The sequence below is a fragment of the Streptomyces sp. NBC_00670 genome, assembly GCF_036226765.1.
Lineage (GTDB): Bacteria > Actinomycetota > Actinomycetes > Streptomycetales > Streptomycetaceae > Streptomyces.
On sequence record NZ_CP109017.1, the window covers coordinates 92,271 to 106,034 of the forward strand.

14 protein-coding genes and 3 pseudogenes are annotated in these 13,764 nt (G+C 70.9%); 12 read left to right on the forward strand and 5 right to left on the reverse strand.

Annotated elements, in window-relative coordinates; translation table 11 throughout:
* Positions 1-66: 66 nt before the first annotated feature.
* Positions 67-2,370 (forward strand): CocE/NonD family hydrolase, encoded by a 2,304-nt coding sequence (locus OIE12_RS00425; RefSeq protein WP_329130443.1) that lies wholly within the window; start codon positions 67-69, stop codon positions 2,368-2,370.
* Between the two features lie 132 nt (positions 2,371-2,502).
* Positions 2,503-3,246, forward strand: coding sequence for a siderophore-interacting protein (locus OIE12_RS00430; protein WP_329130445.1), 744 nt, complete (start codon positions 2,503-2,505; stop codon positions 3,244-3,246).
* 238 nt (positions 3,247-3,484) lie between these two features.
* On the opposite strand, the gene OIE12_RS00435 is transcribed toward OIE12_RS00430, so the two are convergent.
* Complete coding sequence (locus tag OIE12_RS00435) at positions 3,485-4,555, reverse strand: glycoside hydrolase family 43 protein (RefSeq protein ID WP_329130448.1); 1,071 nt, start codon at positions 4,553-4,555, stop codon at positions 3,485-3,487.
* A 306-nt stretch (positions 4,556-4,861) separates the two neighbouring features.
* Between OIE12_RS00435 and OIE12_RS00440 the strand changes: the two genes are divergently transcribed.
* Together OIE12_RS00440 and OIE12_RS00445 are read left to right on the forward strand one after the other, a co-directional pair.
* Positions 4,862-5,488: a TetR/AcrR family transcriptional regulator gene (locus OIE12_RS00440; protein ID WP_329130450.1), complete on the forward strand. Its 627-nt coding sequence runs from the start codon at positions 4,862-4,864 to the stop codon at positions 5,486-5,488.
* Between the two features lie 148 nt (positions 5,489-5,636).
* A complete protein-coding gene (locus tag OIE12_RS00445; RefSeq protein WP_329130452.1) occupies positions 5,637-6,308 on the forward strand; it encodes a VOC family protein in 672 nt (223 codons plus the stop codon).
* A 64-nt stretch (positions 6,309-6,372) separates the two neighbouring features.
* On the opposite strand, the gene OIE12_RS00450 is transcribed toward OIE12_RS00445, so the two are convergent.
* A complete protein-coding gene (locus OIE12_RS00450) occupies positions 6,373-7,365 on the reverse strand; it encodes a GlxA family transcriptional regulator (protein WP_329130454.1) in 993 nt (330 codons plus the stop codon).
* Between the two features lie 52 nt (positions 7,366-7,417).
* Here OIE12_RS00450 and OIE12_RS00455 point away from each other — a divergent pair, with 52 nt between their 5' ends.
* Positions 7,418-7,816 carry a cupin domain-containing protein gene (locus OIE12_RS00455; protein ID WP_329130456.1) on the forward strand — a complete coding sequence of 133 codons (399 nt, stop codon included), beginning with the start codon at positions 7,418-7,420 and terminating at the stop codon, positions 7,814-7,816.
* Between the two features lie 62 nt (positions 7,817-7,878).
* Here the strand turns inward: OIE12_RS00455 and OIE12_RS00460 are convergent, their stop codons facing one another.
* On the reverse strand, positions 7,879-8,367 hold the full coding sequence (locus OIE12_RS00460) for a MarR family winged helix-turn-helix transcriptional regulator (protein WP_329130458.1): 489 nt from the start codon (positions 8,365-8,367) through the stop codon (positions 7,879-7,881).
* Positions 8,368-8,460: 93 nt separating this feature from the next.
* On the opposite strand from OIE12_RS00460, the gene OIE12_RS00465 reads away from it, so the two are divergent.
* On the forward strand, positions 8,461-9,048 hold the full coding sequence (locus OIE12_RS00465) for an NADPH-dependent FMN reductase (RefSeq protein ID WP_329130460.1): 588 nt from the start codon (positions 8,461-8,463) through the stop codon (positions 9,046-9,048).
* A 152-nt stretch (positions 9,049-9,200) separates the two neighbouring features.
* Here the strand turns inward: OIE12_RS00465 and OIE12_RS00470 are convergent, their stop codons facing one another.
* Positions 9,201-9,995 carry a MerR family transcriptional regulator gene (locus OIE12_RS00470; RefSeq protein WP_329130462.1) on the reverse strand — a complete coding sequence of 265 codons (795 nt, stop codon included), beginning with the start codon at positions 9,993-9,995 and terminating at the stop codon, positions 9,201-9,203.
* A 78-nt stretch (positions 9,996-10,073) separates the two neighbouring features.
* On the opposite strand from OIE12_RS00470, the gene OIE12_RS00475 reads away from it, so the two are divergent.
* From OIE12_RS00475 to OIE12_RS00495, 5 genes and pseudogenes are all read left to right on the forward strand, one after another.
* Positions 10,074-10,436 carry a nuclear transport factor 2 family protein gene (locus OIE12_RS00475; protein WP_329130464.1) on the forward strand — a complete coding sequence of 121 codons (363 nt, stop codon included), beginning with the start codon at positions 10,074-10,076 and terminating at the stop codon, positions 10,434-10,436.
* 38 nt (positions 10,437-10,474) lie between these two features.
* The gene (locus OIE12_RS00480) at positions 10,475-11,260 is read left to right on the forward strand and encodes an SDR family oxidoreductase (RefSeq protein ID WP_329130466.1); all 786 of its coding nucleotides are present in this window, start codon (positions 10,475-10,477) and stop codon (positions 11,258-11,260) included.
* A gap of 90 nt (positions 11,261-11,350) precedes the next feature.
* Positions 11,351-11,634 (forward strand): annotated as a pseudogene (locus OIE12_RS00485) (IS5/IS1182 family transposase); the annotation flags it as partial.
* Positions 11,635-11,841: 207 nt separating this feature from the next.
* Positions 11,842-12,024: pseudogene (locus OIE12_RS00490) on the forward strand (IS5/IS1182 family transposase); the annotation flags it as partial.
* 156 nt (positions 12,025-12,180) lie between these two features.
* Complete coding sequence (locus OIE12_RS00495; protein ID WP_329130469.1) at positions 12,181-12,804, forward strand: dihydrofolate reductase family protein; 624 nt, start codon at positions 12,181-12,183, stop codon at positions 12,802-12,804.
* A 113-nt stretch (positions 12,805-12,917) separates the two neighbouring features.
* Here the strand turns inward: OIE12_RS00495 and OIE12_RS00500 are convergent.
* Positions 12,918-13,079: pseudogene (locus OIE12_RS00500) on the reverse strand (aldo/keto reductase); the annotation flags it as partial.
* A gap of 105 nt (positions 13,080-13,184) precedes the next feature.
* Here OIE12_RS00500 and OIE12_RS00505 point away from each other — a divergent pair.
* On the forward strand, positions 13,185-13,658 hold the full coding sequence (locus OIE12_RS00505) for a TetR/AcrR family transcriptional regulator (RefSeq protein WP_329130471.1): 474 nt from the start codon (positions 13,185-13,187) through the stop codon (positions 13,656-13,658).
* The last annotated feature ends 106 nt before the right edge of the window (positions 13,659-13,764 follow it).

Consider the following 13,764-nt stretch of genomic DNA (forward strand, 5'->3'; position numbering starts at 1 on the left):
CGTAGTGTACGGTGGCCGCCACATTATCAACGTCCGTTGATATTTTTCATGGAGGAGGTGGCACCGATGACGCACACAGGTCTTCTGGCCGGCCCGATCAGCGGTCTCCGGTACGAGACGCCGACCCACCGGGGGCTCACGGGCCCGCAGGGCGAGTTCCGCTACGAGGACGGGGAGCGCGTCGCGTTCCTGGTGGGAGCGGTGCCCATCGGCAACGCCCTCGCGCGCCCGCGGCTCAACCTCGCGCAGATCGTCGCCCGCGTCGACGGCGACCTCGCCAAACTGCGCGACCCGGGGCTGACGAACATCGCCCGCTTCGTGTTCACCCTCGGTCGCACGGCCGTCCGCGACCACGGCACACATCTCGCACCGGAGGTGCACCGCATCGTCGGCCGCCGGCCGGTCGACTTCCGCCACGACGCCGACTTCCAGGGCACGGGAGCCGTCGACAAGCTCCGCGCGTTCACCGACGACCCGGTGCTCGTCCAGCTCCTGCGCGACCTGAACGAGGCCGGTGTCTTCGAGGACACCGAGCCGCGGACCTGGTGCACCCCGGCGAGCGCCCGCAACGAGGTCCGCCGCAACGCCCTGGGCATCCTGCGGTTCCGCGACGTCGAGATCCCCCTGCGCGACGGCGGTCACGTCCTCGCGGACGTCTTCCGCCCCGCCGGACCGGGCACCCACCCGGTCGTCCTCGGCTCAGGGCCTTACGGCAAGGCCTTCAACCACCACTCCATCGCCACCGCGGCGGACCTCCAAGCGCACGAGGTGATGGAGGACGACTACTTCTCGGGCAACCCCGGCGGGCAGGCGTTCGAGAACCACGAGACCGTCAACACCGCCTCCTGGGTCCCCGACGGATACGTGGTCGTGCGCGCCGACATGCCCGGCGCCGGCAACTCCCCCGGACGGCTCGCCCCGTGGGGCATCGCCGGGGCCGAGGCCCTGCGCGACTGCATCGAGTGGGCCGGCACCCAGCCGTGGTCCAACGGCAACGTCGGCACCTGGGGCATGTCCTACCTCGCGATGAACCAGCACCAGGCCGCCAGTCTGCACCCCGAGCACCTCAAGGCGATGATCGCCATCGGCACGGACGTGGACCTCTACGAGGAGGTCGCCTACAACGGCGGCATCTTCAACGAGCAGTTCTGGTCCGTCTGGAAGGCCTCCGGCATCGAGCCCGCGATCGTCGGGGAGCCCGACATGGTTGACTTCGTCGAGACCCTGAAGAACAGCCCCTTCCGCGACACCGACCCCGACGCCGTCTTCGGGCCACGGGCGGAACTCTTCATGAGCCCCGACCTGTCCGGTGTCACCGTCCCGCTCTGGGCGGTCGCCGCGACGACCCACTCCGCCCACTTCCACCAACTCGGCGGCGCCAACGCCTATCTGGCCACCCCGACGCCGCACAAGAAGCTCGACCTGTGGGACGACTGGTTCCAGAAGGCCTACGCCGAGGAGACCACCGCCGCCCACAAGGCCTTCTTCGACCACTGGCTCAAGGGAATCGACAACGGGATCATGGACGTGCCGCCCGTACGCCTGGAGATACGGACCGGGAACGGCGCCGCCGTCATCCGCCACGAGAGCGCCTGGCCCGTCGAGCACACCGACTACCGGCGCTGGTACTTCGACACCGCGACCGCGCAGGCACCGGTAGCCCAGCAGGACCGACGCTTCCACCTGCTCGCGACGGCCCCACCGGCCACGGCCGGCCACGCCTCCTACTCCGCCGAGATCGCCCTCGTTCCCCCCGCCACCGGAGCGGCCCTGCGCGTCGACCCCGCCTCCGCCGCATCCGACCCGCACGCGACGGGCATCTCCTTCCTCAGCGCCCCGCTGGCCGCCGACGTGGTCCTCGCCGGATACGGGAAGGCTGGACTGGTGGTTTCCTCCACCCACCACGACATGGACCTCTACCTGTCGGTACGGGTCATCGACGAGAACGGCCACGAAGTCGACTTCACCGGACTGGCCACAAGCGGCTTCGGCGACCGGCCCATCCCGTTGATGAAGGGCTGGCTGAAGGTCTCGCACCGCCGGATCGACGAAGAACGCACCACCGAGTACACCGTCAAGCACACCCACCGCGAAGCCGACTACGCGCCGCTCGCCGACGGCGAGGAGGTAGAGGTCGAGATCGAGCTGATCCCCAGCACCGGGCTGCTCAGGAAGGGACAGCGCATCCGCGTCGACATACAGCCCTACGACGGCGTCGCCCACGGCATGCACCACGCCTACGACCCCGCTTACCACGACGGCGCCACCAACACCGTCCACACCGGGCCGACGCGTCTTGGCTACCTCCAACTGCCCTTCATACGCGAAGACTTCGAGCGCACGGAGGGGCCAGGCGGGCAGGGCGGATGAGGCGCCCGGCCGCGCGTGCGGGAGGCGGAAGCAGCAGATTCCGCTTCGCCTCAACCCGGGCCCGCCCGCCGCCGTCCCCTCAGTTGTGGCCTCGGCCGCCTGTCCCACTCCCCGTCCAAGGAGACCCACCCCGTGAAGAGCCGCCTCATGGACCGCCTCCTCCTCCCTGCCCGGGTACACGCCGTCGAGCAGTGGGGACCACGCCTGCGCCGCGTGACCCTCACCGGCCCCGCGCTGGCCGGTCTCACCTGGCAGCCGGGCCAGCACGTACGCCTCCAGGTCGCGGCCGCGCCGGCTGCCGTCGACTGGCTCGTGGGCACCCTGCGCACCTACTCCGTGTGGGACTACCGCGACCAGTCCATGGAGCTGATCGTGTTCGACCACGGGGAAGGGCCGGGCGCCCAGTGGGCCCGCACCGCCCGGCCGGGCGACGAGGTGATGCTGCTCAAGCCGCAGGGCACCTTCGTCCCGGACGCCACGGCCGCGTACCACCTCTTCGCCGGGGAGGAGACCGCACAGGTCTCCTACGGCCCCATGCTGCGTGCGCTGCCGGACAGCGCCACGGTCTTCGCCCGGCTCGAGGTCGACAGCGCCGGGGAGCGCGTCGACCTGGTTCCGGACGACCGCCCCGGCACGCCTCCCACCTGGGACCTCGCCTGGAGCCACCGCGACGGCGGCTCCGCCGCCTCCTCGCAGTCGCTGGTCGAGGCCGTCCGCGCCCTGACCCTGCCCGACGAACCGGGCGTGGCATACCTGGCGGGCGAGGCCCGGACGATCCAACTCGTCCGCCGCCACCTCGTCGAGGAGCGCGGGTGGCCACGGCGCAGCATCCGCACCAAGCCGTTCTGGACGCCCGGCCGCAAGGGCCTCGACTGACCGACCTCTGACGCTGCGCCCGACGCCGGACGGCGGGCCCCGCCCGGCCCGGCGCCGGGTCCAGGTCGAGCATCATGTCGAGCGACCGGGAGCCGTCCGCCCCGGTGAAGGAGCCGACCGGCCGGAAGCCGTTCTTCTCGTCGGGGTCAGCACCCCGACAGCCTCTCAGGATCGTCGCGCGTGGTGTACGGACGCGGCGGAGACGCCGGTTCGTCGTCGAACCCCCGGGCGCACCCGGCTACTCGAAGAACTTCAGACTCCAGCCGGTGTCGGTGGAGGCGCCGGGGACGTTGGCGCGGCGGTACGTGGTGTTGCCCCACCAGGTGAACGAGCCCGTGTACCAGTACCGGTTCTCCCAGGCGTAGGGCGTCCCCTTCGGTACGGCGTGGAACATGAGGGGGAACGTGGGGCCGGCGGGCGGGCTGGTGGCGATGTCGCCGTCGAGGAGGACGAAGGTGTGGTGGCCGGGGCCGTTGACGTACAGCGTCGGGTCCCAGCCGGACATCATGGTCGCGCGGTTGGAGCCGAACAGGCAGCCGTTGGACTTGTACCAGTCCCACACGTACGTCGGGTCGCCGCCAGCCCGCAGCCTCAGATCGGCGAGGCAGTACTGCTCGCTCCAGCTTCCGTTGGCCGAGTACACGAGGTGCAGCTGCCCGTTGGGATCCTTGATGGGTTCGGGTCCCTCGTTGATGTACGGGTTGCCGACCACCCGCTCCCAGGGCTCGCGCGGCTGCGAGATGATGTACCGTGCGCCGGTCGGCGTGCTCGGGTCGCTCATCCGGACGAGGTAGAGGTTCTGTTCGACGTTGGTGTCGCCGGCCCAGCCGGACCAGACGAACCAGCGCTGCCCGTTGAAGGTGAACAGGCTTCCGTCGACGGCCCATTTGTCGTCCGGCAGCGCCAGTTTCGTCTCGGTGGTGTAGCCGCTGTCGGGGTTGGCGGAGCTGATGACGTACATCCGGTGGGCGGCGCCGCGGCCGGCCGAGAAGTAGACGTAGTAGCGTCCGCCGTCCCGCACGATCTCCGGGGCCCACACCTCACCGAGCCCGCGGCCGTCCGACCAGATCTGGCGGGCCGGTGCCGAGGCGAGGCCGGCCGTGGAGGAGGCCTGCCGCACGGCGATGCCCCCGCCGGTCGACTGCACCCCGATGTAGGTGCCGCCCACGCGCAGGACGCTCGGGTCGGCGGCCCGCAGGCTCGTCTGGTCCGCGCGGGCCGGCTGCGCCGCCGACAGTGACATCAGGACGGTGAGCACGCCGGACAGTGCGCAGACGGCGACGCCGGAGAGAAAGCGGGAAAGCTTCATGGTCCCGTCCCAGGGTCGTCCTCCCGTTGTCGACGCCGCGCCGGTACACGTGCGCCGGGGTGGGGGCGGCATCCGGCCGGGGATCGCGGGGGAGGAAACGGTGGGGACGACTCCGGCCGCCGGTCTTCTCTTCCGGCTTCCGCGCCGGAGTCAGTTGCCTCATGGGATTTACATCGATGAAAGGTTCTTCACGGGTCACAGGATCGCGGCGAGTCGGGGACATGTCAATACGCGGGCCGAGACCACCGGCGCGTCCCGGCGCGACCTCGCCCGTCGATCGGGGACGGTGGTTGCGAGAATGGGGGCGTGTCGGACGAGGTCGAGGTCAGTGCCCCGCGCAAGCGCAACCGCTGGGGAGAGGGCGAGCGGCTGCGCGGGGAGATCCTCGCCGCGGCCAGCCGGTTGCTGTCCGAACTCGGCGGGGAGGACGGCCTGACCATCCGCGGTGTCGCCCGCGCCGCCGGGATCGCACCGGCCAGCATCTACCAGCACTTCACCGACCGTGCCGCGCTCGTCGCGGGCCTGACCGCGCACGAGTTCGTCCGGCTGCGCGTCGCGATGGAGACGGCCGAGGGCCGCGTGGACCCGGGCGACGCCGTGGGGCGCGTGCGGGCGATGATGCACGCCACCTGCCGGTTCGCGGTGGACAATCCGGGTCACTACCGGCTGATGACGGCCGGCGGTCCCCCTCGGACCGCGCCCGGCGTCCGTCCGTCCGGGCCGCTGTACGACGTGATCGACCTACTCGTCGCCGGCTTCGCGCGCTGCGCCGAGGCGGGGGTCCCACTGCGCGTGTCGGCCGAGCGGGCCGCCGTCATCGCGTTCGTCGGCGCGCACGGTCGCGTCGCCCTCTTCCCGCAGTCCGCCGAGCACAACGACGCGGACTCCGTACAGGCGTTCGTCGACGAGTTCGTTTCCCTCCTTTTCGCCTGACCTCCGGCACCTTTCCGCCCTTCCTGCCATCGCCGCCACTCCGCTGCGGCGGTGACCGGGGCCCGCGAAGTGGACAAGCGGCTTCAAGATTCCTAACGTGCGTTCGGTAAGTTTCCGAACGATCGTTTGGCAATGAGGGGCTCGACGCATGTTCCACCTGGATCACCTCTCCCTCGCCGTCCGCGACCTGGACGACGGCGTCCGGCGCGTGCACGAGGAGACCGGTCTCGCCCACTACGAGGGTGGCGTCTTCGCCGCCGGCATCGCGAACACGATCTTCCCGCTGGGCGGAGACGTCTACCTGGAGGTCGAGGCCGCGACGGGACCCGCCAAGCCGGACACGGCGGCCGCGTGGTTCGACGGGCTCCTCGCCGACGGCAGCGACCGATGGCTGTTCTGGTGTCTGCGTGCCGACACCCTCGAGGAGATGCACGCGGTGGCGGAGCGGCTCGGCGGCGAGGTGGCGCGGGTTCCCGGGCGCGTCCAGCCCGACGGCACCCAGCGCATCATCACCACCGCGCCGGGCCCCGGCCGCGCGTTCGACACATGCTGGCGCCGGGGGCTGCCGAACTGGTTCTACCGGGAGGACCCGGCCACCAACCCGGACCGCGGGGCGGTCGGGCCCGGTGAGCGCGGGGCGGCCGTGACCCGGCTGGAGATCGGCGCCGACCCCGGGGAGCTGCGGGACCACATCGGTGCCGAGACCTTCGACCGGCTGCCGCTGGAGGTCGTGCCGGGCCGGCCGGGCGTGCACGCGCTGACGGTGCGCACCGCGTCCGGGCGCGAGGTCACGCTGCGCCGGGACCCTGCCGAGCTGTGAGCGTCGCCCTCTGTCCCGCCGCTGCCTCGTCGACAGCGTGACGCGGGCGGTCGCCCCCTCCGCCTCACTTCACGCCCGACCCGAACCGCCGCTTGTACTCCGACGGCGTGAGGCCGGTCTCACGGCGCATCAGCCGGCGCAGATTGGCGGCGCCGCCCAGCCCGCTGCGCCGGGCGACCACCTCGACGCGGGACTCGCCCCGCTCGATCAGCCGGCACGCCAGCGCGAGCCGCTCCCCCGTGAGCCATGCCAGCGGCGTCGTGCCCAGTTGCGCCTGGAAGCGGCGGTGCAGTGTCGCCGGGCTGACCGCGGCCCGGGCCGCGAGGCCGGACACGGTGAGCGGTGTGTCCAGCCGTGCCTGGGCCCAGGCCAGGACGGGCGCCAGCGACTCGTCCGGCAACTCGGGCACCGGGCGCTCCACGAACTGCCGCTGCCCGCCGTCCCGGTGGGCCGCGAACACCAGGCGACGGCTGACGAAATTGGCGATCTCCGCACCGTGGTCGCGGCGGACCACGTGCAGTCCGAGATCGAGCGCGGCCGCGCTGCCGGCGGCGGTGAGGATGTCGCCGTCGTCGACGAACAGGACGTCCGCCTCCAGCCGGACGGCGGGGAAGCGGGCGCGGAAGGCGTCCGCCCACTGCCAGTGCGCGGTGGCCCGGCGCCCGTCGAGGACGCCGGCCTCGGCCAGGGTGAAGGCGCCGCTGCAGAAGCCGACCAGGCGGGCACCGCGTGCGTGCGCCCGCCGGACGGCGTCGAGCACGGCGGGGCGCCTCGGCACCTCGATGTCCGGCCGGTTGGGGACGATCAGGGTGTCCGCCGTGTCGGCCGCCTTCAGACCGGCGACTCCGGTGAGGGTGAAGAACCCGTCCCGCATCAGGGTGCGGGGCTCGGGCGAGCAGAGCCGGAAATCGTACAGATCGCGGCCGATCTCGGGTCTGCGCAGGCCGAAGACCTCGCTGGCACAGCCCAGTTCGAACGGATTGGAGTTCTCGTCCACGATCACGACGACCCGGTGTGTCCCCGTCCCGGGGACCTCGTGCGAGGAATCTTTCGCCATGTGCGATTCCTAGCACTCACGCCGGCCGCGCGGAACGGCCCAGGATGAACCCATGAGCAGCGACGCACCCGTTCCCCTCTCCGATGCCCTGGCCTCCTTCGACGTCCCGTGGAGTCCCCGTATCGTCACCCGCGTCAACGATTACGACGTCCGGGTCGCCAAGGCGGAGGGCGAGCACGTCTGGCACGTTCACGACCACACCGACGAGTTCTTCCTGGTGCTGGAGGGGGAGTTGCACATCTCGCTGCGTGAGCCCGACGGGGAACGCACGGTGCTGCTCCCCCGGGGCGCGGTGTTCACCGTCCCGCGCGGCACGGAGCACAAGCCGCACGCTCCGTCCGGCGCCGCGTTCCTCATGTTCGAGCCCACCGGCACGCCCACCCTGGGCGACCGCCACGACGACACCGGGAACCGTCTGGAGTCGACGACGGGGCGCCCGCTCCACACCTAGAGGGCCGGCCTGTCCCCATGCTGAGGGCCGCATCGGACGAGCGCCGGCGGGGGCGGCGCGGTTCAGGACACGTCGTCGCCGGTGGCCTCGCCGCCGAGCGTTTCGAGGCGGTCGACCGCCTGCTCGCTCCATGCCCGGAGGGCCGTCGCGTGCTCGGGGGACAGTGAGTCGAGGAAGTGGCGGCGGATGTTGCCGCCGTGCACGAGGATGGCGCTCCGGGCGGCGTGGCGGCCCTCGTCCGTCAGTCCGATCCCCGCACGGCGGCCGTCGGCGCCGTACTGGGTGCGTGCGACGAAGCCGCGTTTCTCCATGCGCGTGAGCTGGTGCGAGACACGGCTCTTGTCCCAGTCGAGCGACTCGGAGAGCTCACCGACACGCATCTCGCGGCCGGTGGCCTGCCACAGCGTCACCAGCACGCTGAACTCGGCCTTCGAGATGCCGCAGTCACGCTGGAGACCACGCTCCAGCTCCCTGACCAGCAGACGCTGCGCCCGCATCCAGGAGTCCCAGAACTCCCACTCCTCAGGTTCCAGCGGTCGCGTCTCCATCATGCCACCGAGGATACCGCGACCAGCGGAGTTGTCACTTCAACTCCTTCCATCCTAGAGTTGACGCATCAACTCCGCCGCACTGGAAGGAAGACCATGACGCTTCGCATCGCGCTCATCCTCGGCAGCACCCGCCCCGGACGCCGCGGCGACCAGATCGCCGCCTGGGCACTGGAGGCCGCCCGCGCGCACGGGGGAGCCGACTACGAACTCGTCGACCTCGCGGACCACGGCCTCGGCAACCTCGACGAGCCCGGCAACCCGAACCTCCAGCAGTACCGGCACGACCACACCCGCGCCTGGGGCGCACTCGTCGACAGCTTCGACGGCTACGTGTTCCTCGTCCCGGAGTACAACCACTCCTACCCCGGGGCCCTGAAGAACGCCCTGGACCACGTCTACCGGGAGTGGAACGACAAGGCCGCCGGCATCATCAGCTACGGCGGCTGGGTCGCCGGGGCCCGGGCCGCCGAGGCGCTGCGGCTCGTCCTCGCCGAGCTCCAGGTGGCCACGGTCCGCGCCCAGCCCACCATCTCGACCCGCCCCTCGTTCGCCACCGGCGCCTTCGTTCCCCAAGAGGGTCTCGACAGCGCCGTGGGCGGCATGCTCGATCAGCTGATCGCCTGGTCCGGCGCGCTGCGCGAGGTGCGCCGGGCGGGTGCGCGGACGGCCACGGCCGCCTGAGCCCCGTTTCGTGGCGGGGGTGTCGTCGCGTTGTTCCCAGCGGATGCGTGGGCGGCGGAAGCCGTGCGGCCCGGAGGACTCCGAACCTCATTCTGAGATGGTCGGTAAGGCGTGCGCCCGTCCTTCCGGGACTCCGCACCGCACTGACCGCTTCAGGTGACACGAAAGACCGGCCAGCCGATCTCGGTGCGCCACGCAGCGGGATCGCTTGTGTCCCGGGGGCCGACGACGTAGACCTCCCGCACCGGCCCGGCCACCGACATCGCGTTCTCCACCACCCAGGTCCCGAGTTCGCCGTACGTGACCTCGATGCCGTCGTGCTCGCCGACGTGGGTGGTGACGGCCAGTTCCGCGGCCGGCAGAACCGTGGGGTGCACGCGTCCGGTGCAAGGTGGCGCAGCGGTCGGCAGGTAGACGACCGCGTGACCGCGCTCCTGCTCGAAAAGGGCGTTGTCGTAACTGCCGCCCGGCGGTCCGGTCACGGCGGCGCCGACGGCCGCCTCCAATTCGGCCATCGCGCCTGCGTACCAGGCCGCGATGTCGCCATGGCCGACTACGGCCTCCACCGCCGCGACCGTCCGGACAGGCTCCGCACGCAGTTCGACGTTGAGCGGCGCGGGGTCCGGCCGGAGCAGGCGGCGCAGCGACACGACCGCGGCCCGGGTGCGGTCGAGCTCGTCCTCGAGGCGTTGCAGGTGGTCCGTGACCAGGGCCGCCCGGACACCGGGGTCGGAGGTCCGCAGGATCCGCTGCACATCGCTCAGGGGGACGTCGAGCTCGCGGAGCCGGTGGATGACCTGCGCGGTCGGGATCTGGTCGACGCCGTAGTAGCGGTAACCAGTGGTCTCGTCCACCACGGCGGGTTCCAGCAGGGCCACCTCGTGATACCGGCGCAGGGTCCGAATGCTCAAGTGGGTCAGCCGGGAGAACTCTCCGATGGTCAGCATCCCCTCAGTCTGAGCCCTCTCCCTGGGGGAGGGTCCACGGCTTGACCCTCCATCCCCGTGAGGCCACACGGTGGGCTCATGACACAGCAGACCGATCTCCCGTCCGATCCGCTCCCGACCATCGTGCGCGAGTTCTTCGCCGCCCACGTCGTGCGCGACGCCGACACCGCCTCGTCGTTCCTCGCCGAGGATGCGGTGGTCATCGACCAGGGTGAGACCTTCCGCGGCCGAGAGGAGGCCCACGCGTTCCTGCGGGACGCCGGGTCCGAGTTCGCATACACGACCGAGCAGATCGGCGCTCACCGCGTCGATGACACCCATTGGGTGGTCACCGTGCGGCTCGAGGGCACCTTCCCGGGCGGCGTCGCCGAGCTCGACCACCGGTTCGCGTTGCGGGACGACCTCATCGCCGAACTCGTCATCGCCAACCACCCAGCCTGACCGGACCCGCCTGACCACGACCTTCAATGGAGTAAGAAATGTCTAGTGACGATCGCGATCGTCTCGACGGACGCCGGGCGCTGGTCACGGGCGGTTCGAAGGGCTCGGGCAAGGCCGTCGTGGAGAGACTGCGGGAGATGGGTGCCGACGTGTACACGACGGCGCGAACGATGCCCGACGGGTACGAGCACCCTGACCGGTTCATCGAAGCGGACGTGTTGACGAGGGAGGGCACCAACGCCGTGGCCGCTCGAATCGCTGAGGTCGGCGCCCTCGACATCCTGGTGCACGTTGTCGGAGGGGCGTCGACGCCGGCTGGTGGATTCGCGGTCATCACCGACGACCAGTGGCTCACCGAGCTGAACCTCAACCTCCTGGGAGCGGTGCGGCTGGATCGAGCTCTTCTGCCTGCGATGATCGGGGCTGGGTCGGGCGTGGTGCTGCACTTCACCTCGATCCAGCGTGAGCTTCCCCAGTACGACGCGTCCTTGGCCTACGCAGCAGCGAAGGCCGCGCTGCGCACATACAGCAAGGGACTTGCCAATGAGCTCGCGCCGCGCGGCGTTCGGGTCAACGCGATCAGCCCGGGCGGAATCGAGACCGAAGCCTACGAACGGTTCGTGGACCGGATCGCCGAGGGCAACGGACTCACACGTGAAGCAGCCAAGCAGACCATCTACGACTCCCTCGGGGGAGTGCCCCTGGGAAGGTTCGCGAACACCGGGGAGATCGCGGACCTGGTCGGGTTCCTGGTCTCGGACCGCGCCTCGGCGATCGTAGGAGCCGAGTACGTGATCGACGGCGGAACCGTCCCGACCGTCTGAGCCAGGCACCGGCTCCGGACAGCCACTCGCGAACGGTTGGAACCGACGGCGGAGCTTCCTCCTTCGCAAGGAGAGCTCTCGTTGACCCACCAGGGGCTCGGACGCTCCCGGGGCGGCCCCACCCGCACGATCCATCCCGCCGGAGAAGGCGCGCGCCGCCCACTGGCCCTGCTGATCACCCCGGGTCAGTGGGCCGACGCCTCGCAACTCGTCCCCCTCATGGAAAGTGGATCCGCAAGCGCAGGAACGAAGTCGAGCGGACGATCAATGCCCGCAGAGGCTGTCGAGCAGTGGCCACGAGATCTGACGCGCGCGTACGTCTTCCACGGCACTGTCACCGCTGCCACGACATCCGACTGTGGCTCAGGACGTGATCCGGGCGTGCGGACTTCAGAGCCATCGCTTCGCCGCCTCGGCGCTGTCCCCGCCACTGCTGTTGTCCAGACCGCGCCCTTCGGTCGTTGGTCCGGGCGTGCCGTTGACTGATGCGCAGTGGGTGCGTCTGCCGGAGAGGTACGGCAAGAAGATCCGCCCCGTGGCCGACGACCGCTGCCGGCGACCGGCCCTTCCACCTCACCGCCGGACAGGCCGGCGGCAGACCGCCCGCCTTCGACCGGGAGACGTACAAGCAGCGCAACACCGTCGCACGGTGCGTCAACCGCCTGAAGCAATGGCGCGGCATCGCCACCCGCTACGTGAAGACCGCGACCATCCACCTCGCCGGACTCCACGTCGCGGGCGTCTTCCTCTGGTCGGCTCGGTGATCCGAACGAAGCCCCCTGTCGGCCGTCCGCCTCCGTGTCGGCGGTGACTGTCAGAGGTGTGCGTTACGGTCGCGCCATGACAGCCGGAACTGATCCGCTCTCTCACAGCACCTGCCGGCAGTCCGACCCGCAACCGCCGCGCTCAGAGAGAAGCTGATGACCGACACCACCTGCCACATGTCGATCTCGCTCGACGGCTTCGTCGCCGGACCCGAGCAGAGCCGGGACGATCCGCTGGGCAAGCGCGGACAGGAGCTGCACGGTTGGCACATCGGCGACCCGCGCGCGACCGAGGCCGACGCGACGGCCAACACCTGGCTGATGCGCCCGCGTGGCGCCTACGTCATGGGCCGGAACATGTTCGGGCCCGTCCGAGGCGAGTGGAATGAGCCGTGGGAGGGATGGTGGGGCCCCGAACCCCCCTACCACGCCCCGGTCTTCGTCCTCACTCGTTACGCCCACGAGCCGATCAGGATGGAGGGAGGAACCACCTTCCACTTCGTCACCGGCGGCTTCGACGCCGCGTACGCGCGGGCGCTCGAAGCCGCCGACGGGAGGGGCGTGGACATCGCCGGTGGTGCCTCGACGGTGCGGCAGGCGCTCAACGCCGGCGTGATCGATGAACTCACCCTCGACATCGCCCCCGTCCTGCTCGGCGGCGGCGAGCGCCTGTTCGACGGTGTCACCGCCTTCGATTTCGACCCTGTCGAGGTACTCCACTCGCCGCTGACCACCCATGTCCGCTACCGCAGACGCGAGACACGGGCGGGCCAGGCGTAGTCCCTGATCGACACCGCGGCATTCCGGGAACGGGTCCGGTCACCTTTGGCGGCTGTCCCTGATCGCGCGCCGTACGGTGTCGCGCACTCGGTGCTCCACGGTTCCCCGGTGTTGAGCGCACGGCCGAGGATCCCCTCGCTGGACCCGTTCGAGTACATGTTGGCGGTGTCGAAGAAGTTGATGCCCGCCTCCAGGGCGTGCCCGATGAGCGGACGGGCCTCCTGCTCGCCCCTGGACCAGACGGGGTGGCCCCGGTCGGGCTCGCCGTAGGTCATCGCGCCGAGCGCGATCGGGGACACGTCGAGGCCGACGCCCGTGAGAACCGGGCGCGCATCCTCGCCGCCGCCCGCGAAGCCCTCGCGGCGGACGGCAACACGTCCATGCACCAGGTCGCCCAGCGCGCGGGGGTCGGCGCCGGCTCGCTGTACCGCAACTTCCCCACGCGCGAGGCGCTCGTCCTCGCCGTCTGCCAGGACGAGGTCGACCGCATCATCGCCACCGTGCCGGGGCTGCTCGCGAAGCTGCCACCGCTGGAGGCGCTCCGGCACTGGACGATGGACCTCGTCGAGGCCATGCGCCGGAAGCACGGTCTCGGGGACGCCCTCAGTCCCGGCGCGCACCGGACGATCAGCGAGCGCACCTACGGCCCCGTCATCGCCGCCCTGACCGAACTGCTCGACGCCGGAAAGCGGGACGGGAGCATCCGCGCGGCGCGGCCCCCGGCGACCTGCTCCAGCTCACCGGCGCACGCTGGCGCGCGGCGGCCGGCCCCGACGACCGCGCGCCCCACATGCGCACGCTCATCCTCGACGGGCTCCGCGCCGCTTCCGCATGAACGCCGGCCGGCCGACTGAAAGCGTTCAGTCGGCCCCCGGCCTTGCGGCCATCCGGTCTCCGTTCCGCCGGTCGCCCGCCCCGGTCACACACGTCCCCCGTCGGTGCCAACAAGCCCATTCACAC